At 46.4% G+C, this 24,875-nt stretch carries 24 protein-coding genes and 1 other annotated feature; of the genes, 19 read left to right on the top strand and 5 right to left on the bottom strand.

The window, feature by feature from the left end; genetic code table 11:
• Positions 1-367 precede the first annotated feature (367 nt).
• Positions 368-940, bottom strand: a complete 573-nt coding sequence (gene mnmM / locus NFR98_RS07690; RefSeq protein WP_014097660.1) for a tRNA 5-(aminomethyl)-2-thiouridylate-methyltransferase MnmM — start codon at positions 938-940, stop codon at positions 368-370.
• Positions 941-1,314: 374 nt separating this feature from the next.
• On the opposite strand from mnmM, the gene NFR98_RS07685 reads away from it, so the two are divergent.
• The 7 genes from NFR98_RS07685 (at position 1,315) to NFR98_RS07655 (ending at position 9,051) form a co-directional block, all read left to right on the top strand.
• The gene (locus NFR98_RS07685; RefSeq protein WP_014097661.1) at positions 1,315-1,590 is read left to right on the top strand and encodes a YtzC family protein; all 276 of its coding nucleotides are present in this window, start codon (positions 1,315-1,317) and stop codon (positions 1,588-1,590) included.
• A 343-nt stretch (positions 1,591-1,933) separates the two neighbouring features.
• Positions 1,934-3,121: an MDR family MFS transporter gene (locus NFR98_RS07680; protein ID WP_017550247.1), complete on the top strand. Its 1,188-nt coding sequence runs from the start codon at positions 1,934-1,936 to the stop codon at positions 3,119-3,121.
• 54 nt (positions 3,122-3,175) lie between these two features.
• Positions 3,176-3,381 (top strand) — a binding site (T-box leader).
• A gap of 68 nt (positions 3,382-3,449) precedes the next feature.
• Entirely contained in the window at positions 3,450-5,864 is a 2,415-nt protein-coding gene (leuS, locus tag NFR98_RS07675; protein ID WP_026683705.1) for a leucine--tRNA ligase, read from the top strand.
• 125 nt (positions 5,865-5,989) lie between these two features.
• A complete protein-coding gene (locus NFR98_RS07670) occupies positions 5,990-6,475 on the top strand; it encodes a hypothetical protein (RefSeq protein ID WP_017550249.1) in 486 nt (161 codons plus the stop codon).
• Entirely contained in the window at positions 6,456-6,959 is a 504-nt protein-coding gene (locus NFR98_RS07665; RefSeq protein ID WP_017550250.1) for a hypothetical protein, read from the top strand. Before NFR98_RS07670 ends, NFR98_RS07665 begins: the two co-directional genes overlap by 20 nt.
• A 52-nt stretch (positions 6,960-7,011) precedes the next feature.
• Entirely contained in the window at positions 7,012-7,197 is a 186-nt protein-coding gene (locus tag NFR98_RS07660; RefSeq protein ID WP_017550251.1) for a sporulation protein Cse60, read from the top strand.
• A 228-nt stretch (positions 7,198-7,425) separates the two neighbouring features.
• Positions 7,426-9,051, top strand: coding sequence for a putative polysaccharide biosynthesis protein (locus NFR98_RS07655; RefSeq protein WP_014097667.1), 1,626 nt, complete (start codon positions 7,426-7,428; stop codon positions 9,049-9,051).
• Between the two features lie 711 nt (positions 9,052-9,762).
• On the opposite strand, the gene NFR98_RS07650 is transcribed toward NFR98_RS07655, so the two are convergent.
• On the bottom strand, positions 9,763-9,984 hold the full coding sequence (locus NFR98_RS07650) for a DeoR family transcriptional regulator (protein ID WP_014097668.1): 222 nt from the start codon (positions 9,982-9,984) through the stop codon (positions 9,763-9,765).
• A 797-nt stretch (positions 9,985-10,781) separates the two neighbouring features.
• Here NFR98_RS07650 and pepV point away from each other — a divergent pair.
• Both pepV and dat read left to right on the top strand, forming a co-directional pair.
• The gene (pepV, locus tag NFR98_RS07645; protein ID WP_014097669.1) at positions 10,782-12,200 is read left to right on the top strand and encodes a dipeptidase PepV; all 1,419 of its coding nucleotides are present in this window, start codon (positions 10,782-10,784) and stop codon (positions 12,198-12,200) included.
• Positions 12,201-12,292: 92 nt separating this feature from the next.
• Positions 12,293-13,159 (top strand): D-amino-acid transaminase, encoded by an 867-nt coding sequence (dat, locus tag NFR98_RS07640; protein WP_014097670.1) that lies wholly within the window; start codon positions 12,293-12,295, stop codon positions 13,157-13,159.
• A 50-nt stretch (positions 13,160-13,209) separates the two neighbouring features.
• Here dat and NFR98_RS07635 read toward each other — a convergent pair whose 3' ends face one another.
• Positions 13,210-13,377 (bottom strand): hypothetical protein, encoded by a 168-nt coding sequence (locus tag NFR98_RS07635; protein ID WP_014097671.1) that lies wholly within the window; start codon positions 13,375-13,377, stop codon positions 13,210-13,212.
• Positions 13,378-13,528: 151 nt separating this feature from the next.
• Between NFR98_RS07635 and thpR the strand changes: the two genes are divergently transcribed.
• The 3 genes from thpR to NFR98_RS07620 all read left to right on the top strand — a co-directional run bounded on the left by thpR (position 13,529) and on the right by NFR98_RS07620 (position 16,240).
• The gene (thpR, locus tag NFR98_RS07630) at positions 13,529-14,098 is read left to right on the top strand and encodes an RNA 2',3'-cyclic phosphodiesterase (protein ID WP_014097672.1); all 570 of its coding nucleotides are present in this window, start codon (positions 13,529-13,531) and stop codon (positions 14,096-14,098) included.
• Between the two features lie 12 nt (positions 14,099-14,110).
• On the top strand, positions 14,111-15,058 hold the full coding sequence (locus NFR98_RS07625; protein WP_014097673.1) for an NERD domain-containing protein: 948 nt from the start codon (positions 14,111-14,113) through the stop codon (positions 15,056-15,058).
• 390 nt (positions 15,059-15,448) lie between these two features.
• Positions 15,449-16,240, top strand: coding sequence for a phosphotransferase family protein (locus NFR98_RS07620; RefSeq protein WP_014097674.1), 792 nt, complete (start codon positions 15,449-15,451; stop codon positions 16,238-16,240).
• A gap of 146 nt (positions 16,241-16,386) precedes the next feature.
• Here NFR98_RS07620 and NFR98_RS07615 read toward each other — a convergent pair whose 3' ends face one another.
• Positions 16,387-16,665 (bottom strand): YtzH-like family protein, encoded by a 279-nt coding sequence (locus NFR98_RS07615; protein WP_026104490.1) that lies wholly within the window; start codon positions 16,663-16,665, stop codon positions 16,387-16,389.
• 154 nt (positions 16,666-16,819) lie between these two features.
• On the opposite strand from NFR98_RS07615, the gene trmB reads away from it, so the two are divergent.
• Complete coding sequence (gene trmB, locus NFR98_RS07610) at positions 16,820-17,482, top strand: tRNA (guanosine(46)-N7)-methyltransferase TrmB (RefSeq protein WP_026104491.1); 663 nt, start codon at positions 16,820-16,822, stop codon at positions 17,480-17,482.
• Positions 17,483-17,981: 499 nt separating this feature from the next.
• Positions 17,982-18,836, top strand: coding sequence for a YtnP family quorum-quenching lactonase (locus tag NFR98_RS07605; RefSeq protein WP_014097677.1), 855 nt, complete (start codon positions 17,982-17,984; stop codon positions 18,834-18,836).
• 1,252 nt (positions 18,837-20,088) lie between these two features.
• Here the strand turns inward: NFR98_RS07605 and NFR98_RS07600 are convergent.
• On the bottom strand, positions 20,089-20,400 hold the full coding sequence (locus NFR98_RS07600; protein ID WP_014097678.1) for a PepSY domain-containing protein: 312 nt from the start codon (positions 20,398-20,400) through the stop codon (positions 20,089-20,091).
• Between the two features lie 204 nt (positions 20,401-20,604).
• Between NFR98_RS07600 and NFR98_RS07595 the strand changes: the two genes are divergently transcribed.
• The 5 genes from NFR98_RS07595 (at position 20,605) to NFR98_RS07575 (ending at position 24,777) form a co-directional block, all read left to right on the top strand.
• On the top strand, positions 20,605-21,678 hold the full coding sequence (locus NFR98_RS07595; protein WP_014097679.1) for a M42 family metallopeptidase: 1,074 nt from the start codon (positions 20,605-20,607) through the stop codon (positions 21,676-21,678).
• Between the two features lie 61 nt (positions 21,679-21,739).
• On the top strand, positions 21,740-22,264 hold the full coding sequence (locus NFR98_RS07590) for a DUF84 family protein (protein WP_017550256.1): 525 nt from the start codon (positions 21,740-21,742) through the stop codon (positions 22,262-22,264).
• Positions 22,265-22,391: 127 nt separating this feature from the next.
• Positions 22,392-22,985, top strand: a complete 594-nt coding sequence (locus tag NFR98_RS07585; protein ID WP_014097681.1) for a hypothetical protein — start codon at positions 22,392-22,394, stop codon at positions 22,983-22,985.
• A gap of 380 nt (positions 22,986-23,365) precedes the next feature.
• Positions 23,366-23,551: a hypothetical protein gene (locus NFR98_RS07580; protein ID WP_014097682.1), complete on the top strand. Its 186-nt coding sequence runs from the start codon at positions 23,366-23,368 to the stop codon at positions 23,549-23,551.
• A 227-nt stretch (positions 23,552-23,778) separates the two neighbouring features.
• On the top strand, positions 23,779-24,777 hold the full coding sequence (locus tag NFR98_RS07575; RefSeq protein WP_230090465.1) for an MFS transporter: 999 nt from the start codon (positions 23,779-23,781) through the stop codon (positions 24,775-24,777).
• Positions 24,778-24,875: the final 98 nt, after the last annotated feature.

The following is a 24,875-nucleotide window of genomic DNA, read 5'->3' as shown; positions in this document are numbered from 1 at the left end:
AGGCGGATGGTTGTCTGGTTGAGGAAACCGGAGCAATGTGGCTTTTTCCGGCCGGACTTTTTGCATCATTCAAGAGCCGGCCGTGTTCATATACGATTAAAAAAGGCGGGCTTTCGTACCCGGCCCCGTTGTTACCGTTTTTCAAAGGCAATGAGAAAAGGCGTGCTTTTCGTACCCGGCCCTTTTGTTATCGCTTTTTGAATGGCATGAAAAAAGGCGGGCTTTGCATAATCCAGAACCCGGTCAGATTCATATGCGATTGAAAAAGGCAGCTGTTCGTAGCCGGCGCATATGTTATCGCTTTTGGGAATGACATGAAAAAGCCAGGTTCCCGTTATGTTTTGAATCCGAACCAATCGATCCTTCGTTATCGTTTTTCAATAGCAATAAGAAAAGGCGGATGGTTTGCCTGGTTGAGAAATTCATACCGGAGCACATGCGCCTTTTTCTGATCGAGCTGTTTTACATAATCCAGGAGCCGGTCACGTTCATACGCGCCGCCTTCATGGCCGTGGTAAACCACAACTGCGATGATCCCGCCGGTTTCAAGCATGGAAAAAATCTGCTCGAGTGCGGCAATGGTTGACTCCGGCCGGGTAATGACCGTTTTGTCGCTGTCCGGCAAATAGCCCAAATTGAAAACCGCTCCGCTGATCTTGCCATGCAGCGCTGCCGGGATGCATTCGCTGGCATGTTCATGGCCGGTGCAGAAAAGTTCGGCGCGCGTAACGAGGCCTTCTTTCTCCAGGCGTTCCTTTGTCCGCCTCACCGCTTCCGGCTGGATATCAAAAGCAAACACTTTTCCACCTTCTCCAACCCGTTTGGCGAGAAATACAGTATCATGCCCGTTCCCGGCTGTTGCGTCAATGGCAAAACCGCCGCTCTTTACAGCTTTTTCTAAAAGTAAATGAGCAAATGAGAGAACAGGAAGCATATTCATCTTTGCAGCATCTCCATTTATTGATTGGTCTACAGGCGAAAGTTGAACGCCTGTTTTTTTACTGTGAAAAGGCAAATGTGCCCCATGTAAATCATATTTTTCAGCGCTTTCCATTCGAATACCGGAATGGACACGGCAAAATCGTTCTTATTCTTCAGACATACAGGCTCGCGCCCCAAAATGGTAAAAAACCGTCTTTATGCAGCGCACTCCTTTTGCATTTTACCATGAACGGGTGCGGGTGCAAAGGCGGCTCGGATTCTAAATCGAGCTGTCGGGAAGAAACTCCCAATGCGCTGGGGAAACATTTTTTCTGCACGGGGCATTATACAAATGAAGCCTGCACGCTTCAAAGCATAAAGGGGGGAATCGTGATGGCCACACGGGAAGCAGTCGAAAATTGTATCAACCGTTGCGAGCAAGCCGTTCAATCGGCGCGTGAGCAATTTGCGGAAGGCAACCGCCAGGAAAACTACGGCTATTATGATTTTTCGGAACCGTTAACAGAGCTGGAAGAAGCCTATAATGAACTTTGCAAATTGGCGATCAGTGCCAACTCCCAGCAGCGTGAGCGCCTCCACCGTATGCGCCTTGTGATTCAGCAGCTGCAAAACGAGATGATTTTACAGGAACATGAACCGACCATGTAATTGGAAAAACGTAAGCCGGAAACTTGCTGGGGCAAAATGCTCAATAAGCAAATGGGGAAAACGGAAAAGCCAGGCAAGTAACCCAGCGAAAAATCCGGCGGGAACAACGGGAATATGGGAGCAGTTTCGGCACGTTAAAATTAGGAAAAACAACAAGAAAAGCCGGCCGGATTCATGAAAGCGGGATAGGGCACGGGCCTTATCCCGCTTTTAATGCAAATGTTGGATCAAGTAGAGGACGGGGAATTGCCATAATATTTATATTTTGCAAGAATGCTTGTAACTGTCGGGAAAAACCCCTACAATTTCCTTTGATCGATTCATTAGCAGGGGGGCATTCATTTTGCCAAAAACTGTGTGGCTGCTTGTCATTGGCATGGCTGTCAACATGACTGGCGCTTCTTTTTTATGGCCGTTAAATTCAATCTATATCCACGATCATCTCGGTAAATCGCTGTTTATCGCCGGGCTTGTGCTCATGCTGAATAATTTTACAAGCGTCATCGGCAGTCTTTTGGGTGGATATTTGCATGATAAAATCGGAGGTTACCGTTCCGTAATACTGGGTGGCTTGATCTCTGCCGCGGCGCTTGCCGGCTTGACATGGAACCACGCTTGGCCGGATTATGTATTTTTCCTCGGTGCCATCGGGCTCGGTTCCGGCATGATCGGCCCGGCGATCCTTGCAATGGCGGGCGCGGCTTGGAAAGGCGGAGGGAGAAAAGCGTTCAATGCCATCTATGTCGCCAACAACATCGGGGTTGCACTCGGTGCCGCGCTGGGCGGTGTGATTGCTTCCTATTCCATTGACCTTATTTTTGCAGCGAATCTTGCACTTTTTCTTGTTTTTATGGCGATTGCTATCTTCGGCTACCGGAATATTGCCGAAAAACATGCCGGATATGCGGGAACAGCCGCTGCTTCTGCCAAACGTGCAGGACGGGCGCAAGTGGCATCACTCATCCTGTTATGCTTTGCTTATTTCCTGGCATGGACGGCGTACACGCAATGGACGGCCACGATTTCCACTTATACGCAGACGCTTCATATATCGCTGAACAAATACAGCTTTCTTTGGACATTGAATGGCGCGATCATCGTGCTCGGCCAGCCGCTCCTTTTGCCGTTTTTAAAGCGGTTCTTGCCGGAAGTCAAACAGCAAATTGTTGTTGGGACGGCCATTTTTATGCTGTCATTCGCTGTCGTTGCCTTTGCCGGGCATTTTGCCGGTTTTTTAGTGGCAATGGGCATTTTAACGGTTGGGGAAATGCTTGTCTGGCCGGCCGTGCCCGCCGTTGCCAATACACTTTCGCCGAAAGGGCGGGAAGGGTTTTACCAGGGCATCATCAACAGTGTCGCAACATGCGGCAGAATGATTGGCCCTGTTGTTGGCGGGTTTGTCGCAGATGCATTCGGCATGAAGGCATTGTTCGGGTTGCTCATTATTTTTCTCGCTATTTCCCTTTTATTGGCCTTGTTATATGACCGCCCACTCGTGGAAAAATCACATTCTGGGGCAACAGGAAAATAATATTGAAACTGGGAATGAATTTCTGTAAAATAGGTTATAAATTGAATAAACGATAGAAGAACGTTGACAAGGAGTAGTAACGGCGGCGCTGAAACAAGAGAATTGGCGGAAGGTGCAAGCCAATCAGAGAGCCCCGTGAACTCGCCTTTGAGTTGCAAATATGACCCGTTTTAGTATTTGCCGTATTCCGCGTTAAGGACTTAAAGTGAGTGCTTGCACTAATTTGGGTGGTACCGCGGGAGAACCCTCTCGTCCCTTTTTCTTGGGATGGGAGGTTTTTTGCGTCCTATATTGTCAATGTCGATACATAAAAAAGGAGGAGTCTGTCATGAGTTTTGACCACCGGAAAATCGAAAAGAAATGGCAGCAGTACTGGGAAGAGCATCACACGTTCCGTACCGGTGAAGACGAAAATAAACCGAAATTTTATTGCCTGGATATGTTTCCGTATCCGTCGGGGGCAGGCCTTCACGTCGGGCACCCGGAAGGCTATACGGCGACCGACATCGTGTCGCGGACGAAACGGATGCAAGGATATAATGTCCTCCATCCGATGGGGTGGGATGCATTCGGGCTTCCGGCTGAGCAGTATGCGATTGATACCGGCAATGATCCGGCTGTTTTCACGATTCAAAATATCAATACGTTCCGCCGCCAGATGAAATCGATCGGGTTTTCTTATGATTGGGATAGGGAAATCAACACATCTGATCCGGAATATTATAAATGGACGCAGTGGATTTTTCTGCAGCTGTGGAAAAAGGGACTGGCTTATATTGATGAAGTGCCAGTCAACTGGTGCCCTGCGCTCGGAACCGTGCTGGCAAACGAAGAAGTCATTGACGGCAAGAGCGAACGCGGCGGGCATCCGGTCATCCGCAAACCGATGCGCCAGTGGATGTTGAAAATTACCGCCTATGCAGACCGCCTTCTTGAAGACCTTGAGGAGCTGGATTGGCCGGAAAACATTAAGGATATGCAGCGCAACTGGATTGGCCGTTCGGAAGGGGCGGAAGTGACATTCCAGGTTGAAGGCACAAATGAAACGTTTACCGTTTTCACGACCCGCCCGGATACGCTGTTCGGGGCGACCTATGCCGTGCTTGCGCCGGAACACCCGCTTGTGGATAAAATCAAAACAGATGAGCAGGCCGATGCAGTTCAGGCTTACATTGCCGAGGTGCAATTAAAAAGCGACCTTGAACGGACGGACCTTGCGAAAGACAAAACCGGCGTATTTACGGGGGCGTATGCCGTGAACCCGGCGAACGGCGAAAAAATGCCAATCTGGATTGCCGATTATGTATTAATGAGCTACGGGACAGGCGCAATCATGGCGGTGCCGGCCCATGACGAACGCGACTATGAATTTGCCCGCAAATTCGATTTGCCGATTAAAGAAGTCGTCGCAGGCGGCAACGTTGAAAAAGAAGCCTATACCGGTGACGGCGAACACGTCCATTCCGGATTTTTAAACGGGCTGGATAAACAGGCAGCGATTAAACGCATGATCGAGTGGCTCGAAGAAAAAGGGATCGGACAGAAGAAAGTGACATACCGCCTGCGTGACTGGCTGTTCAGCCGCCAACGTTACTGGGGCGAGCCGATCCCGGTTATCCACTGGGAAGACGGGACCATAACGGCCGTGCCGGAAGAAGAGCTGCCACTCATGCTTCCGAAAATGAAGGAAATCAAACCGAGCGGAACAGGTGAATCACCGCTTGCGAATGTGGAAGACTGGGTCAATGTTGTCGATCCGAAAACAGGGAAAAAAGGCCGGCGCGAAACAAACACAATGCCGCAATGGGCGGGAAGCTGCTGGTACTTCCTCCGTTTCATCGATCCGAAAAATCATAAAGCGATTGCCGATCCGGAAAAGCTGAAAAAATGGCTGCCGGTTGACCTGTACATCGGCGGAACCGAGCATGCGGTGCTGCACTTGCTGTATGCCCGTTTCTGGCATAAATTTTTGTACGATATCGGGGTGGTGTCAACGAAAGAACCATTCCAAAGATTGTTCAACCAAGGCATGATCCTGGGCGCGAACCATGAAAAGATGAGCAAATCGCGCGGCAATGTCGTTAATCCGGATGACATTCTTGAGTCACACGGGGCCGATACGCTCCGGCTGTACGAAATGTTCATGGGCCCTTTGGATGCATCGATCCCGTGGTCGACGAACGGCCTTGACGGTTCCCGCCGCTTCCTTGACCGGATTTGGCGCCTGTTTGTGAATGAAGACGGCAGCCTGTCAGAAAAAATCCAGGACAAGGCCAATCCGGCACTGGAAAAAACGTATCATCTGACGGTCAAAAAAGTGACAGAAGATATCGATGCCCTTCATTTTAACACGGCCATTTCGCAATTAATGGTGTTTATCAACGATGCCTATAAAGTGGAAGTGATACCGAAAACGTATGTGGAAGGCTTCGTCAAACTGCTGTCGCCGTTTTGCCCGCATATTGCCGAAGAACTGTGGGAAAAACTTGGCCACAGCGGGACGATCACATATGAAGCATGGCCTGCTTTTGATGCTTCAAAACTCATCGAAAATGAAGTGGAAATTGTCCTTCAGGTAAATGGCAAAGTGCGCAACAAAGTAAAGATCGACCGCAATATGAGCCGCGAGGACATGGAAAAACTCGCGCTTGCGGATGAAAAAATCAAGGAATTTACGGAAGGAAAAACGATTCGCAAAATCATTGCCGTACCGGGCAAACTCGTCAACATTGTGGCAAACTGATGGATTTCCGGAAAACGGGGTTTTACGGTGAAATGGCCGTAAGCCCCGTTTTTTATGCGTGAAATTCATAATTTGTTTGTGAAATGGCAAACTAGGACTATCAACCACAAAAAAGGGGAAAAAAGATGGTTCTTTTATTTTCACTTTTGGCAGGGGCAGGGCTGGCCTATTTGTCCCGCGCGCTGTTTGAGGCAGAAAAAATGAAATCATTGCTGCTTTACTTATGGCTATACTACTGGACAATCAATTTTTTAAGGATACTGGAAATGAACCTGCACTTTGTTCATGATCACCATACCCCGATTTTTTATATTTCCAGACAGCTTGTGTTGTTTGAGGTGCCCCTTTTGTTTCTGCTGTATTTGCACGTGTTTCACCTGTCACGGACGTCGGGCTGGAAAACATTGGCTGCAGTGTGCTTTTTCCTTGTTTTTACAGGTTATGTCGCCATCCTCCATTTTTTGCAAATTTTGTATACCTACGGATGGTCATGGCGGTATGTCCTTGCTTTCTTCTTCACTGATCTTGCGGTTTTACACGTAGGCGATGCGCTCTATAGATGGTTGGACAGGAAAAAGGAGGTACACCGGCATGCTTCCGAAAAAATTTGACGAGAATGAAATCTTTACCCTTGCCGCTTTGGCAGGGTTGATACTGGCGCTGTATCTCCTGCCAAAAGCTGTTTCATGGAAAGCAGGGCTTGCGAACGGGCTGTTTTTTACAGCAATGGCCTGCTTTGCGGATGAAGTGCTTAGCGCGATGCACCCTTTAAACTTATACAACACGTTTGATTCGCCTGATCTCGAGCTTTTTGACTTCATTATTTATATACCTGTCTTTACCTTGTATGGCTATTTGTTTATTACGGTGCAGCGTTTATCCTGGGCGCGGATCCGCTCTGTACGCCACGTGCTTTTTTATTTACTCATCTGGATCGCATTCACGTCTCTGATGGAAATGATGGCTGTTAAGTTCAGGGTGTTCCACTATTTGGAAGGATGGGACAATCTCCATTCGCTTGTTGCCTATTGCGTCCTTTTCCCGATATTTTATACTTATGCCAATTGGATTTTAAAAATTGATGCGTCTGATTAAAATGTTCTGAAATTGGAGATAATAGAAATAAATAAAACGGGGAGGGTTACAAATGGTACAGGTCAAACTTTTTGATTGTGAACATGAAAAGGATCTTGAGGAAAGCATGAATACGTTTTTGGAAAAAATCGGAGAGGACCAACTCATTGATATCAAATATAATATTGCCGCCATGGTGGAGCCCGAGGAAGATGACCAGATTTACTGTTTTTCGGCGATGATTTTGTACCATAAATAAAGCGGGGGTTGCCCGGCCCGACTTTTTCTGTCCACACGATTGTAAAAGATGATCCAGGGTAGCTGCAGCCTCAACTGCCATCCATCCCGCCGTCTATCCGCGAAAAAAATTCTTCATAAAAAAATTGTCAAGCGGGTATGTTCGCGGTACACTACATTATAGTGTGTGAAAAAAGGCCCGTCCGCATCAGGGGCGGCCGGAAGATCATTTCGGGCGGGAAGGGATTTTATGTCTTCAAAATTATTGCGCGGCACGTTTATTTTAACACTTGGGACGATCATCTCGAAAATTCTCGGGGTGTTCTATGTGATTCCGTTTGATGCGATTATCGGCGGATCAGGACCGGAGGCACTCTACCAGTTCGGGTATGTCCCTTACAATATTTTTATTAGCATTTCCACGGCAGGCGTCCCGCTTGCTGTCGCAAAATATGTGGCAAAATATAATGCGCTGGAAGAATATGCGGTCAGCCGGAAGCTGTTCAGGTCGAGCATGTATTTAATGATTGGGACAGGTATTGCCGGCTTTCTTGTGATGTATGTTTTTGCCCCGTATTTTACGGATTTGGCGATGGCCGGCAAGCAGGAAGCCCAGGTTTTCTCAAAAGCCGACGTGACAGTGGTGATCCGGGCGGTCAGTTTTGCGCTGATCATCATTCCGGTGATGAGCCTGATTCGCGGTTTTTTCCAGGGGCACCAGTCAATGGGGCCTTCTGCTGTTTCCCAGGTTGTGGAGCAGGTTGTCCGGATTTTATTTATGCTGATCGGTGCTTACGTGATTTTACATATGCTCCACGGCAGCATCGTGTCCGCCATCAGCGCGGCGACATTTGCCGCATTTGTCGGTGGGATGGCGAGCCTGTTTGTGCTCATTTGGTACTGGTTCAAACGAAAACCGCATCTTGACCGGCTGCTTGAACAGGATAAAGGCACAATGCATGTTTCGATTCCCACGTTGTATAAAGAAATCATCCTTTCTGCTTTGCCGTTTGTATTTGTTGGGATCGCCAATTCGCTTTACCAGATGGTTGACCAGCTGACAGTGAAGCGCGGTATGGAAGCGGTCGGGCTCGGGAAAATGTGGCAGACGCAGCTCGGGATATTGAATTTCCAGTCGCACAAGCTTGTCATTATTCCGGTCTCCCTTGCGACCGCCTTCTCCATGACGCTTGTTCCAATGATTACGGAAGCTTTCGCGAAAAGGGAGCGCGATATGCTCGTCCGATCTGTTGACCAGACATTGCAGGTGCTGCTTTTTATTACGGTGCCGGCTGCGCTTGGGATGTCGCTTTTGGCCAAGCCTATTTTTGCGATTTTTTATAATACGGATAACGCCGTCTCGGTCAGCGTGCTGATGCATTATGCACCGGTTGCCATTTTGTTCTCGCTTTATTCCGTGACAGCGGCGATCATGCAGGGGGTCAATGAGCAGCGCTGGACGATTTTAAGCTTGCTCGTCGGGCTATTGTTAAAATTAAGCCTGAATATCCCGCTGATCAAAATGTTTGGGATTCTCGGCGCAGTCTACGCCACGGCAATCGGGTATACAGCGTCGATTCTGATCAGCTTTATTGTGATCAAAATTTTCGCAGCCTATCCGTATCGGACGGTGATCCGGCGCACGATCCTGATTTTGATTTTTAATGCTGTAATGCTGGCGGTGGTCGGTGCTGTTTATAAAGGGCTCACACTTGTGCTTTCGCCTTCTTCAAGGTGGCAGGCATTGCTGATTGTTGTGATTTGCGCCGCGGCCGGTGCGGTTGTTTATGCCTACCTTGGCCTGAAATCGAAACTTGCGGACAAGCTGTTCGGCGTAAGGATTCAACGCGTGAAGGCGAGGCTGCATATGCGGTAAGAAGACGGGATGATTTGTGCGGCAGGAAGGCTTGCGGGCAAGACGCGTAATAAATGTTGTGTATGGCTGGCGGGATTGCAAGTGGGGGTAAAACGCTGAACTTCCTGGCGTTTTCGGTTGTTCAACCGTTTAGCCGTGGGTTGTAAGCGGGAGTAAAAAGCCGAACCCCATTTAACGGATAAACTGTCTGGTGTAGCGGTCAACACCTGGAGGCGGGTTGCATATTTGGGTAAAAAGTTGAACCCACCTTAAGCGGATAGTTGTCCGGTGTCAGGTTTCAACGCGTGAAAGCAGGGATTGCAATCGGGGGTAAAAAGCTGAGCTTCATTTTAGCGGATAAACTGTCCGGTGTAGTGGCCATCACATAGAGGCGGGGTTGCATATTTGGATAAAAAGTTGAACCCACCTTAAGCGGATAGTTGTCCGGTGTCAGGGTTCAGCGTGTGGAAGCAGGGATTGCAAGCGGGAGTAAAAAGCTTAACTTCATTTTAGCGGATAAACTGTCCGGTGTAGTGGTCATCACATGGAGGCGGGGTTTGCATATTTGGGTAAAAAGTTGGTGCAGGATAGGCGAAACTGATGTACGGGTGAGGAGTATTGAACCTGCGGGAATAGGTTGTAAATGGCAGGGATAAACGGCCCTTAAACATGCCAAAAGCGGCACTGCATGTCTCCGCTGCCGCTTTCCAAAAAAACAATTTGTTTCTTTCTCTAAGATGACATCTTAACTTTTTTGCTTGTTGTTGTCCAAATCCCCCTGTGTGTGCTTTTGACCAAGTCGTTGTATGCCAGCACATTCAAATCTCTTTGAATGGTGCGAGGAGTGATGCCGAACTCATCTACCAGTTCCTGGGTTGTCACAGTCCCTTTCTCTTTAATAAACACATAAATTGACTTAATACGAGTAAGCATACGGTCTGTTGATGGTTTCAAAATACCACTCCCTCATCTTTTTTCCAAAGACAAAGACGACAAACAGCTTTACAACATGTTTAGCTTACAGGAATATGCGTGCCGTTCGGACAACTCCTTTTTCTAAAATTTTTTTCTAAGATGTCAGACAATTATATTGTACATCTTTTTGCCTGAATTGACAAATATATCAGCTCTTGTTTACACCATATGTTGTGCCCGTTAAGTTTATAACCACTATTGGTAGCGCTTTCTTTTTACCGGCCTTTTCCTGGGTTGCCGCTATTCGGCTGAGGGGATGGCCTTTACCAGCCCGATGAAGGACATTTCGACGGTCCCGGCATCACGTTCTGTCTTTCATCACCCTGATGAAGAACATTTAGCTGTTTCCCGGCATCCGTTTTGTCCTTCATCATGCCGATGAAAGACATTTAGCTATTTGCTGGGAGGTGATTTGTCCTTCATCATAGTTATGAAGGACAATTCGCCGTTTGCGGGCCCATGTTTTGTCCTTCATCATAGTTATGAAGGACAATTCGCCGTTTGCCGGCCCGTGTTTTGTCTTTCATCACGCCTATGAAGGACAATATTCCGCTTGTCGACCTTTGATTTGTCTTTCATCCCGCCGATGAAAGACAATATGCCGCTTCCCCGACCTATGTTTTGTCCTTCATCCTTCCAAAGAAAGACCATATGCTGTTTCCCGTCTCCCTTTTTGTCTTTCATTCCCCGGCCGGCAAAAAATATCAATTCATTTTATAATCAATGGAAAAAGAAGTAAAATAAAGAACGAATGACAACGTAAAGGAGCGACAAAAATGGCCGATATCCACTGGATGGAAGAAGTATTAAAAAGGAAAGAGGATTTGATCCGCGACCTTCAAGGGATTTTGCAGATCAGAAGTGTCCTCGATGAAGCAAATGCAACAGAAGAAGCACCACTCGGGCAAGGCGTCAGGGAGGCACTCCAATATATGCTCGATCTCGGTGAAAAAGACGGTTTCAAAACGAAAAATGTGCAAAATCTCGCCGGGCACCTTGAAATGGGGGAAGGAGAAGACATTCTCGGGATCCTCGGGCATGTCGATGTGGTGCCGGAGGGGGACGGCTGGACAGTTGATCCGTACAGCGGCATAGTCAAAGACGGGAAAATTTATGCACGCGGCTCAAGCGACGACAAAGGCCCGACAATGGCGGCTTATTACGGCATGAAAATTGTAAAAGAACTCGGGGTGCCGCTTGAAAAAAGGGTGCGCCTCATTGTCGGCACAGATGAAGAAAGCAACTGGAGATGCATGGACGCCTATTTTGCAAACGAGGAAATGCCGGCCATCGGGTTTTCGCCGGATGCCGACTTCCCAATTATTTACGCAGAAAAAGGAATTGCCGATTTTGACATCATCCAGGATCCGGAAAAAACGGAAAATACGGGGCAGGCGGAACTGCTTTCTTTTGAATCGGGGCGCCGCTACAATATGGTGCCAGATTATGCGGAGGCACGCATTGTCACGCACGGCGAGCAGACGGAACTTTTGCAAAAATTCCAGGATTTTCAAAAGGAAACCGGACTTCGCGGGCAGGATTTTGTGGACGACGGCGTTTTGATTTTAAAACTGGAAGGCGTTTCGGCCCATGGTGCGGAACCGGAAAACGGAAAAAGCGCGGGGCTTTATTTGGCAAAATTTTTAAATAATGTGGCGCTTGACCGTGCCGGGGCAAAATTTATCAAAACGCTCAACCAGTTCTTCGGCCGTTCACGCGGTGAATATTTCGGCATCGGGTACAAAGATGAAGTTTCAGGGGAATTGACGATCAATATCGGGATCATGTCCTATCATCAGGAAAAAGGCGGCCGCATAGGATTAAATATGCGTTATCCCGTTACTTTCGATCTCGAAGCAGGAAAAACAAAAATTGTGTCGAAATTAAAAGAAGACGGCTTGCGTTTTGATCATTTTTCCGATCAGAAACCGCATTATGTTGACAAAAATGACCCGCTGATTACGACGCTTGCGAAAGTGTATGAGGAGCAGACCGGAGAGGAAGCGAAGCTGTTGGCAATCGGCGGCGGTACATATGCACGTACCCTTAAAAAAGGTGTGGCATTTGGGGCGCTTTTCCCGGGCCGCGAAGATGTCATGCACCAGAAAGATGAGTACATGTATGTGGAAGATTTGCTTAAAGCAACGGCTATTTATGCACAGTCCATTTATGAACTGGCCGGGAAGCACGCGTGACTTTAGCTGCGTCAATGCCGGCGGGCCGCAAGCAAGCAGAAGAACGAGCGGGAAAGCCGCAATAAAATGAAAAAAGGCAAAGGGGTTGCATCATGGAGAAACTGGTTTTAAACGGCACCCTGATCGACAGGGGAGAAGCAAGCGTTGATATTGAAGACCGTGGTTATCAGTTCGGGGATGGCATTTACGAAGTGGTCCGCGTATACGGGGGCAGGCTTTTTACAAGCGAAATGCATTTAAAGCGGCTCTATCAAAGCGCGGAAAAACTTTCGCTCCACATTCCGTATACAATGGAGCAGCTCACGGCACAACTGGAAGCACTGGTTGCAGCAAACCGCCTCGATACAGGCATTGTCTATTTGCAATTTACGCGCGGCGTTGCCAAGCGGAAACACCATTTTCCGGAAACAAGCGAAACGACGTTTGTTGCATACACGAGTGAAATGGAACGGCCGCTTGAAAAAATGAGAAAAGGCGTAAAAGCGGTGCTTGCGGAAGACATCCGCTGGCTGCGCTGCGACATCAAAAGCCTGAACCTGCTCGGCAATGTGCTCGCCAAACAAAAAGCTGTGGAAAACGGCGCTTATGAGGCAATCCAGCACCGCGGCGAAACAGTGACAGAAGGCTCGTCGTCGAATGTATTTATCGTAAAAGACGGCGTGCTCTTGACACATCCGGCAACGAACCTCATTTTAAACGGGATTACAAGACAAGTGGTCTTTGGCATTTGCGGGAAAATAGGCATTCCTTTCCGGGAAGAGCCGTTTACGGTAGCGGATTTGCGCGCGGCGGATGAAGTCTTGATGACAAGCACGACATCCGAAATCATGCCGATTGTGGACATTGACGGTAAACCCGTTGCAGACGGCACACCAGGCGCAATAACGTTAAAACTGCAGCAAGCTTTTGACAGGGAGATTCATGCTCTTTCGGCAGCGGTGCCGGGCGCGCCAAAATAAAAGAAGGGGCATTCCTTTAGCCGGAGGAACGGTTAAAGGAATGCCCCTTGCTATTTTTGGAGCCTGGCTTCTTCTTCTCCTGCCGGTTCAAGCTCCGACATGTGGGCAAGCACAATTTGATGAAGAAATGGCTTCTTCAGTTCACAATACCCGCTTTTGTAAATAAATACGATTTCACAATTCTCACCTTTGTACATGACATGGTCGCCAATCTTCACTCCAGCTCTCCCCCCTTAACATATTTATATACCCTATTCGGAAAAATGAAAACATCGGAAATGCCGGAAACCAGATTTTGCACAGTATACCTGCAGGGCAGTTTTTGTTAAAATAAACACAAAACCACGATGGACAGGGGCGAAAAAAGCGATGGCAAACCATTATTTTTATGCCGTCTTGCTGCCGGAAGCGTTCAAACAAAAATTGCAGCAGGCAACGGCCGGCTTGAAAGGGAGCCTGCCGTTTAAGCGATGGGTGCACCGCGATGATCTTCATATTACCCTTGCCTTTTTGGGAGCGGCAGAAGAGGCGCAATTGGAAAAAGCGAACCGGCTGATTGCAGATCAAATCGGTGCATTCCACGTGCTGCCGCTTGTGTTCGACCACTTCGGTACTTTTGGGAAAAAAGACGAACCGCGTGTACTCTTTGCAGGCATACAGGAATCACCGCCGCTTTCTGATCTTGAGACAATGGTGGCCGGCTGCTGCCTTGAAGCAGGTTTTTCACTTGATCGAAGACCGTTTCACCCGCATATGACGCTGGCGCGGAAATGGGACGGTGACAGACCTTTTGCTGACGGCATGCTGGATGCGTTTTCGCCTGAACCGGTGCCTTTTTCGGCAGACCGGATCGTGCTCTACCGGACGAATCTCCATCAAACGCCAAAATACGAAATCGTGCAGTCTTTCAGGCTAGCTGATGCACAGAATTTGAAGTAAGGGAAAAGGAAAATGGGACAGTTATTAAAAATGCAAGACTTTGTATCACGTTATGAAACAGACTTAATCCGCTACACCAACCAGTTTATCCGGCTGAAAAAACAACAGTGGGAAAAATTCCGGGAAAACTGGGAAAACGGGCCGGAGGAAGAAGAGGAAGCGCCTGCGCAGGAAGAATCGCGCCAGGTCCTTTCCCGCATGAAACACTGGTTAAAAAGAAAAGATACGGCCGAAATAGAGGAGCCGGACGCGCCGGTTTTCCACGCGCCACCCGGGGAATTGGATTTTGCCCCGCAGCTTGCCTTTTTGCCGGAGACGGAAGACCAGTTAAAAAAATTATTTCTCGACCAGCTGTTCCGGTTCCAGCTGAAATGGGCCAGTTCCACTTTGCTGCAACAGTCCGAAATCCCAGCCGTCCTTTATTTTGACCCGGACTTAAAATATTTTTTGCAAAGATTTCCGGATACATTTTTATTGATGTACCGGCCGGTTTTTTCATTCAAAAAAGCCGTTTTGGAAATGGAACATCTTTTGATTTCGCCAATGGCGGTATGGTGTATTGCCTTTGTGGAAAAAGAAAAGGATGCCGTCTTTTTCGGGTCGAACGGCCGTTTCTGGAAGAAGCGGACAGCCGGGAACGAAGAAAATATTTTAAATCCGGCCATTGCCCTCGCGCGGACGGAAAAAATCGTGCGCAGCATTCTGAAACGGCATGATATCACCTTTCCGGTCGAAAGGGCGCTCATTTGCCGGAACGGGTTTATTCAATGGCCGGATGCGCCGGATGGCCTCCATATTCTTGACAAACGCCCGCATGTCGAATGGTTCCGGCAACAGCGAAATTTGCGCTCACCGTTTAAATATATGCAACTGAAGTCGGCCCAAGTGCTGCTTAACGAATGCCTGGACAAAAAAAGTGCCGGAACGAACGAGGCTGCCCGTGACGGCGCCGGGGAATAGAGCGGGAATTTTTCCTGCAAACATTGGAAAATTTTCGGTACAAACAGCCGCCTTACCGGTATTTCAATATTTCTGGGAAATCCGGCCCCGGGTTAAACCAAAATTACGCTTGACGAAAAAAGTCAAAAAGCGATAAAATTTACTGAAAGGTGGCTATTGTGAATGATACTTGCCAATAGCTGTCTTTTTTTGTTTTTGTCTCCGTTTGCCGAGTGAAAAAACCGGCAGCTGCGGATTTTTCAGCAAACAGGAAGAATCCGCGTCAATGTTTTGTGTAAAATGGAATGGCATTTTTACTTTTTTACAAATCCTACTTTTCCTGGCTTTATAACAGGGATATCGCTGTTTTTTCATCGGTGTGAGGTTGACTTACTGAATTTGAAGGTGAACATGTTGGAAGATATATTAGGAAAAGGCTGGGAGATCATGCCGGCAGGGGGGGCGACAGGAGAAGCCTTCTATGCCAAATACCAGGAACAATCCCTCTTTTTAAAACGGAATTCATCGCCGTTTCTGGCCGTGTTATCCGCTGAAGGCATTGTCCCGAAGCTTGTCTGGACGAAAAGGCTAGAAAACGGCGACACCATCACGGCCCAGCAGTGGGTGGAGGGCAGGGAACTAAAGCCTTACGAAATGGAAGAAGAACGCGTTGCCAAGATGCTGAAAAAAATTCACGATTCAAAACCGCTTTTAACGATGCTGCAAAGGCTCGGGCTGGAATCGATGAAGCCTGAAAACATGCTGCATGATCTTAAATCCGGCGCAAAAGGGGAATGGCCCGATGCACCAGGTGTTCTGGATGCCCTTGAATTTCTCGAACGTGAACAGCCGAACGTTGCATACGGGGATTGTGTCGTCTGCCACGGCGATATCAATCATAACAACTGGCTTTTATCAAACGAAAATGAATTGTTTCTGATCGATTGGGACGGCCCGCTGATCGGCGATCCGGCGATGGACATCGGCATGCTCCTGTACGCCTACATTCCGCCCGAAAATTGGGAAAGGTGGTTGCTGCAATACGGCACGAAAATGACCGCAAGCCTTTCGCTCCGGATGAAATGGCACACCATTTACCAAGCGATTGTGATGATTTGCTGGCATAAAGAAAAAGGCCGGTACGAAGAAATGCAACGCTGGCTTGATTTTTTGCAGAACGTGCATGGCGGCGTGAAAAAATAAAAGAAGGCTGCATCGCGTTTGCCTGGGTCTTCTTTTTTAGAGAAACTGCCAGTTGAGGGCTTGCAGCGAAAAAAGTGTACCGGTTTCGAACGAAAAAGAAGAGAAACCGGGTGATGGTTCCTCTTCTTTTTGCCGCTCTTCATTCTTTAAAAATAGGTGTTCAGCTGGTCAACCCATTCCCCGAGCTTGTTTTGGTGGGCTTCAATATGGTCGTCCAAATGCTGGGCATATTTTCCCGCCTGGCTGTAGCTGTACACATCTGTCAGCGTTTGTTTCATATCATTTGCGACAGCCGGATTGACGAGCAATGATTTGACCAGCCTTTCCAATTGTTCACATTCCGAAACAGATCCGCAGCAGTCTGTTTGATGATCGTACAAAATATCCGTTAATAAGGTTAACTGGTCGCGATGGCTGAGTGCCAAGTGGAACACATCCTTCACTAGAGATATGCAGCTGTTGACATGTGCATGAAGGCCTTGCACCGGTACCTCCATACATACTCTATTGTTTAACCTGTCTCTTTTTTTATGCAGATAGGCCAGGCTTTTGCCAAAAAATATAAGTTGGGGTGTTTTTATGAGATTACGGAATAAGCCGTGGGCGGAAGAAAAATTAAAAAAGTACCCGCAATTCGTCGTACCTGACCCGGAAAAATGGCGCGGCCATTGGCAGGCGCTGTTTGGAAACGGCAACCCGCTCCATATTGAAATCGGAACAGGGAAAGGCCGGTTTATTTCTGAAATGGCGGAACAGCATCCCGAAATCAATTTTCTCGGGATCGAAAAACAGCCGAGCGTGATCGTGTCTGCACTCGATAAACTGATTGAAAAAAACCGCCCGAATGTAAAATTGTTAAATGTGGACGGTGCAAAGCTGCGGGAATTTTTTGCAAAAGGCGATGTCGAACAGATTTATTTGAATTTTTCCGACCCGTGGCCAAAAAAACGCCATGAAAAACGGCGACTCACATACCGCACTTTTTTGCAGCTGTATGAAGACATTTTGGCGGACGGCGGGGAAATTCATTTAAAAACGGACAACCAAGGTCTGTTTGAATACTCGCTGCAAAGTTTTTCGGAATATGGCCTGCAGTTAAAAAATATCAGCCTTGATTTGCATCGCAGTGATTTTTCCGGCAATGTCATGACAGAATATGAAGAAAAGTTTTCCGCACAAGGGCAGCGCATTTACCGCTGTGAGGCAAAATACCGCAACGCGCCCGGCGCACTGCAAGGATAATGGCAGTGCGGGGCGCTTTTTTTTGCATCGTGCACCAGACATGGAAAAACGGGAACGGGATTTCTAATTTTTTGCTACGCAGAACAGTTGGGAAAAACAGGACCGGTATTTTCGATTTTTGCAAAGCGAAGCAGGCAGGGAAAATGGGAGTGGCATTTTCCTTTTTTGCAAGTCGGAACAGCTGGGAAAAAAGGGGTCAGCATTTTCAATTTTTGCAAAGCGGAACAGGCTGAGAAAAACGGGACCGGTATTTTCGATTTTTTGCAAGGAGGGACAGGCTGGGGAAAACGCAACAGCATTTTCAGTTTTTTACATTACGGAACAGGCTGGGGAAAAAGGGAACGGCATTTTCAATTTTTTGCATTACAGAATTGGCGGGGAAACACCACAGGGCAAAGCGGACAGGCAGGATCGCCTTTTTTACAACGCGACACAGGCAGGAAAAATGGGAAATGGTGGCGAATATAATGAATTGAAACCGATTACAGGAGGGAGAAGAATGGAACATTTAACAGTCGGTGAAATGACACTTTACTGGCTCGATGGTGGCGTCACGCATCTGGATGGCGGTGCCATGTTTGGCGTTGTTCCGAAACCGCTCTGGTCGCGGAAATATCCATATAATGAAAAAAACCAGATTGAACTTCGGACAGACCCGATCTTTTTTCAGCTGTACGGGAAAAACATTCTCATTGAGTCCGGGATTGGCAACGGAAAACTGACAGACAAGCAGAAGCGGAATTACGGCGTCACAGAGGAGTCGCAGATCGACCGTTCATTAAGCGCATTCGGGTTGACACGGGAGGATATCGACATTGTGCTCATGACGCATTTGCATTTTGACCATGCATGCGGCTTGACCATGCCAGATGATACAAATGGATATGTCCCTTCATTTCCAAATGCCGCCATCTATGTATCTGAAACGGAATGGGACGAAATGCGTCACCCGAATATCCGTTCAAAAAGCACGTATTGGAAGGAAAACTGGGAAGCAATCCAGCATCAGGTGCAAACGTTTAAAGAAGAGGTTACCATTGAAGGCAAAGTCCGGATGGTACATACAGGCGGGCACAGTGACGGGCATGCGATTGTAATGGCGGAGTCCGGCGGCGAGAAATGGATCCATATGGCAGATCTTTTGCCGACGCACGCGCACCGCAACCCGCTTTGGGTGATGGCTTATGATGATTACCCGATGACCTCCATTTTTCAAAAACAGAAATGGATTGAAGAGGCGATCCGGGACAATGCCTGGTTTGTATTTTACCACGACGCTGTCTACCGGGCGCTGAAGTGGGATACGGACGGGAATATGATAGAAAAAGTGGAACGTGAAAAAATGCCCGTATAAAGTGGTAAAAAACGGTGAACAAAAGGTCCACCGTTTTTTACTGCCGCGTATGGGAAAAGATCCGTGCCGATTTTTGCATGGCATAAACCCCTGCGGCTTTCCTGCTAAACCGACCCGGTAACGAGAACGCGCCGTTTTAAATTTCACATCGAAATGCATCTTATCCTGTTAAATGAACAACCATCCAGCAAAGGGCCGGCTTAAAAATGTGAGGAAGCGCGGGATTTACATGGAGTGCGTCTACGTTAAGGAAGCACGGAAAAAAGATGGGCCTTTCTTCACCTAGAGCCTGTCTACATTAAGAAAGCAAGCAAAAACAAGGCGCTTTCTTAATCTAGAGCCTGTCTACGCTAAGGAAACGCGAAAAATTGAGGATCTTCCTTAACCTAGAGTGCGTCTACGTTAAGAAAGCGCGGAAAAAAGACGGCCTTTCTTTACATAGAGGGCGTTTACGTTAAGGAAGCAAGCAAAAACGAGGCTCTTGCTTTACATAGAGGGCGTCTACATTAAGGAAGGATGGAAAAACGAAGGCCTTTCTTAACATAGAACCCGTCTATGTTAAGGAAGCGCGGAAAAACGAAGGTCTTTCTTCACATAGAGTGCGTCTACGTTAAGGAAGCATGGAAAAAAGATGGCCTTTCTTTACATAGATCCTGTCTACATTAAGAAAGCAAGCAAAAACAAGGCGCTTTCTTAATCTAGAGCCCGTCTACGTTAAGGAAGCACGGAAAAACGAAGGTCTTTCTTCACATAGAGCCCGTCTACGTTAAGGAAGCGCGGAAAATTGAGGGTCTTCCTTAACCTAGAGGGCGTCTACGTTAAGAAAGCGCGGAAAAAAGACGGCCTTCCTTCACATAGGGCGCGTCTACGTGAAGGAAGCACGCAAAAATGAGGTTCTTCCTTCACCTAGAGGGCGTCTACGTGAAGGAAGCGCGCAAAAACGAAAGCCTTTTTTCACCTAGAGCCCGTCTACGTTAAGGAAGCGCGAAAAATTGAGGATCTCCCTTCACATAGGGCGCGTCTGCTTTCCAATAAAATATTCCGAAGGGTGCCAGTTTAAAAATAGCAGTAGCTTATCCTGCTTTCCCGCATAGAGCCGGCAAGAAAAGCCAGCCCTAAGCCGGGATCTCCGAAACAGAGCCGGTTACCATTCAGCAAAATCCTGTAGAGCTGGCGAGAAAAGCCAGCCTTAAAGGATTCTGCTTTTCCAGCCATCCGGCACAAGCCGGTTTAAAACGGATTTGCTTTTCTGTTAAATCGGATAGACATCGAGGACGGTACCGGTTTTGGCGTCGGCAATAAATTCGTACTGCTTCTTCTCTCCGTCTTTTGTAAGCGAAACCCCGCCCTTATAGACCCTCGTTTTAAACGGGTACTTTTCATAATCTTCCTCTGTCATTTGAATCCAGGAACCGTCAATCGGACCGTTTTCTTTAAACGCTTTCTTAACTTTTGCAAGAACGGTTTCGGCGGATACGCTAACAGTACGGTGCAATGTTTCATTGACGGCATACCCGGCGGCTGCACCCACAGCGATACCGGCGATAAAAGTTTTCCAATTCATCTTTCTCCTATCCTTTCCTCTGCAATTAATCAGAATAAATCGGTGCTCCCCCTCATTATATACTTTCAAGGCGGTAACCGAAAATGAATTCACTTACAAAAGTACAAAATGAAGTGAAAATCTGGCAAGAAAACCACCCATTATGTAAAATAAACCTTGTACATACGGTATGATAAAAAAATACAGAAACGAGGAGTAAAAAGCATGGAACAAGAAACGCTCGATTTATTTAAAACGCTGACTGAACTGCCAGGCGCACCGGGTAACGAGTCGGCCGTCCGCCAGTTTATGAAGCAGGAGTTGCAAAAATATTCGGATGAAATCATACAAGATCATCTCGGCAGCGTCTTTGGCGTAAGACGTGATCAGGAAGACGGGCCAACCGTGATGGTGGCAGGGCATATGGATGAAGTTGGATTTATGGTTACATCCATCACTGAAAATGGCATGATCCGCTTTCAAACACTAGGGGGCTGGTGGAGCCAGGTGTTGCTGGCTCAACGCGTACAAATTTATACGGATAACGGTCCTGTCATCGGTGTTGTTGGTTCAATTCCGCCACATTTATTGGATGAAAATCAGAAATCCAAACCAATGGACATTAAAAATATGCTGATTGATATCGGCGCAGATGACCGTGAAGATGCTGAAAAAATCGGGATTCGCCCGGGCCAGCCCATCTTGCCGGTTTGCCCGTTCACCCCAATGGCCAATCAAAAGAAAATTCTTGCTAAAGCTTGGGATAACCGCTACGGCTGCGGCCTCTCCATCGAATTGTTAAAAGAACTGCAGGGTGTAAAACTTCCGAACACGCTTTATTCGGGCGCTACGGTTATGGAGGAAGTCGGGACGCGCGGTGCACAGACAGCAGCCAATATGATTAAGCCGGATATTTTCTTTGCCCTGGATGCTAGTCCCGCCAATGATGCGTCCGGCGATAAAGAACAATTCGGGCAGCTTGGAAAAGGCGCATTGCTGCGGATTTACGACCGGACGATGGTGACACATAAAGGCATGCGCGAGTTTGTTCTCGACACAGCCGAGAGCAATGATATCCGCTACCAGTATTTCGTAGCCCCGAATGGCGGGACAGATGCCGGCCGCGTTCATACTACCAATGAAGGGATCCCGAGTGCTGTGATTGGGGTTTGCGCCCGCTATATCCATACGCATGCCGCGATCCTTCATGTCGATGACTATGCGGCAGCCAAGGCCTTGATCGTGAAATTGGTACAGGCCTGTGACCGTTCAACCGTTGATGCGATCCGCAGTAAATAATAAAGAAATATTCGATTTTCCTGAGGCAAAAATGCCCGAAATACAGAGGTGAAAGAATTTGATGATTGCAATTGGTTCGACCAATCCGGCAAAAGTGTCGGCTGTCCGGAAAGCCTTTGAAGTGCTTGACGGGCAGAAAATGGAATTTGTGGCTGCAGGTGTGCCATCCGGCGTAAAAGAACAGCCTTTTTCCGACGAAGAAACGCTGCAAGGGGCCATTAACCGCTCGAGGGCGGTCCTGGCAGCAAAAAATGCGGATATTGGTATTGGTCTTGAAGGTGGCGTGGTGGAAACCCCGCATGGCTTGTTTCTCTGCAACTGGGGTGCACTTGTCGTGGAAGGAGAAGAACCCTTCATCGCCGGCGGAGCAAGGATTCCGCTTCCGGAAGAAATCGCGGTTCGTTTGCGGGCAGGCGAAGAACTCGGACCTGTAATGGAAAACTATGCAAAAAAAGAAAACGTCCGCAAAAAAGAAGGCGCAATCGGTGTCTTCACCAATGAACTCGTCACGCGCGGCGACATGTTCACCCATATTACAAAGATGCTTTTGGGACAGTTTCTGTATCAGAAAAGAGTTGAAAAATAAGTAAATATTTCAATATCCAAAAGATATCTCAAGGCTTTTAAATTCAGTAACGAAAATCTTTGCTGGTCAAGTACTGGCGATTTAAAATTGTAGAAGCGTGTTAATATGGAAGGGAGGAGGCATTGAAATGAAAAAAGTTAGTTTGCTCGTATTGGTTGTTGTTCTGATTGTGATTGGTGGGTTCTTTATATTTCATCACAATCAAAGTCAAAACGTATCAAGTGATCGAAGTCATCCTGAAACAAACTCCTCCACGCAGCCTAAAGATAAAGCACAAAAAAGGGACACAAGTAAGAATGAAGCAGATAATTCAGCTTCCGGTTCAACCACAACGGGAAGTGATGATCAGAAAAGTTCTGCAGGTCAGGTAGAAGAAAACAGCTCCTCATCAGCATCAAACCAGTCTGACAATTCAAAATCAGACCAACCAACATCAGGAAATTCATCGGCATCGGAAAATACAACAAAGAATCATGAAGGAACATCGAACAAAGGCACAAGTTCCAATTCCAATACCGATAAGACCAATCAGGCTGTAAACCGGCCGAACGGCGCCTGGGTAACAACGTTCGAGAAAGAATTATATAAAGGTTATCACGTCACGCCCAGTCACTATAAGTATATTGGCAACGGTAATTGGGAAGTTTGGGTAAAAGAAGTGAATACCGGTGAATACCCCTATGTAACGGTGAATCAAAAGACAGGGGATTTTCATGGCTAATCGTTCCAGATGGCCTTATTGGTTAAGAGTCCTTCAAATTAAAACTATATTTCATTTCATCGGAATATTTAGAAGCATGGTTATAAAGTCAATGATTGAAGAATCAAGATGCAGCGTATCATTCATGGGAGTCCCCCCTTGGGTATCGATTAAGAGTCCGTTTTTGCTCTGAAGCTTTGGACACCCTATCATACCAGGGGGCTCTTTTTGTGCAAACACCAAATTTCTTTGATTACAGGAATGCTTATTATTGTTTAACTTCCCGCTACTGTGTGATTTGAGTCTTTTTAATGTTAAAAAAGATGTGGATATTAGAAGGAAAATGGGAATCTCTGGCGAATATGATGATTCGTATCCTACTTTAAAGAGGAGATTTAACTATGGATTTATTAGTCTTTTTTAAAGTAATTACGGGGATTATTCTATTGGTTCTTACAATCTTTATAATTAGAAAATTACAAAACAATCGAGTGGATGATTATGACAAATATGATAGTTTACTATTATTTTTACTCGTATTCGATTTAATTGTGTTGCCTATTTGGGGATATTTCTTATCTAAATAATTCATTCACTTCAACATTTAGCAGGACTAAAAATCCAGCAACATACGAGAATTTTCAAAGATAAGCTTTTAAGGAGGGCTATCTATTGAATACTTCACCTTCGCTAGTTAAATCAAATAAAAATTTCTTATTATTTTGGTCAGGACAAACTGTTTCGATGTTTGGTTCTCAAGTTACAATTGTCGGACTACCTTTAACTGCAGTCTATTTATTAAAGGCTAATTCATTTGAAATGGGGTTATTCCAAGCCTGTGCAACCATTCCATTTTTTTTTATTTAGTTTAATTGCCGGGGCTTGGATTGATCAAAGTAATAAACGTTCGATATTGCTCGTTACAAATTTATTAACTGGACTTTGTCTTTTAGTTATTCCCATTTTTGCCTTTCTTAATGCCCTCAATTTTTACGTTTTTTACATCGTTGTTTTTTTATCTGCTACGTTCTCCATGATGTTTGAACTTGCCTATCTTTCTTTTGTTCCCATTATTGTTTCAAGGGAAGATTTGTACAGAGCAAATAGGAATTTAGAAGTTAGCCGTTCTTTATCCCAAATTTTTGGTCAAAGCATTGCAGGATTTTTAATCAATATTTTATCTGCTCCCATTTCTATCATGATCGATTCAATATCTTATTTTATTTCATTATTTTTTATGTGGAAAATAAAAATGAATGAAAAGAGAGAGACAGTTACAGAAAACATAAATATATTTAAAAGAATTTTAAAGGGACTAAAAGTATTAATAAATAGCCGAATTCTTTTATCTATCTCCATATCTACGGCTATTTTAAATTTTTGCAGAACTGCTTTTGAAACCATTTACATACTATACATAGTAAGGAATGTTGGAATGCACGCATCGCAAATTGGATTAATCTATGGGTTAGGAAGTATTGGAGGGATAATAGGGGCTTACTTTTCTGAATTTATTTCAAAAAAGATGGGTATTGGGATATCGATCATTGGTGCTACCGTTTTAATCGGAGTTGGGGGAATCATTGTTTTTACACCCTACTTTCACTCTAAAACCATCGCTTTAATCTTACTTACTTTAGGACAGATGCTATCCGGATTTGGAAACATGCTCTATTTTGTAAGCCAGGTCAGTTTAAGACAGGCTATTACGCCATTAAAAATTTTAGGTAGCGTAAATGCAAGTAATCGGTTTATAACAAGGGGAGCGATGCCACTGGGGGCGTCATTGGAGGCGTTCTTGGCTCGTATTTAGGGCTTGCTGAATAAGCAAAAGTTCCAGATTTGACAAGGATTTTGGCTACTTTTGTCGAATATAAAGTGTAAGGATTTCAAAGGAAACACGTAAAAAAC

The organism is Weizmannia agrestimuris (assembly GCF_943193165.1).
Lineage (GTDB): Bacteria > Bacillota > Bacilli > Bacillales > Bacillaceae_C > Weizmannia > Weizmannia faecalis.
This window is presented reverse-complemented; position numbering and strand designations above follow the sequence as displayed.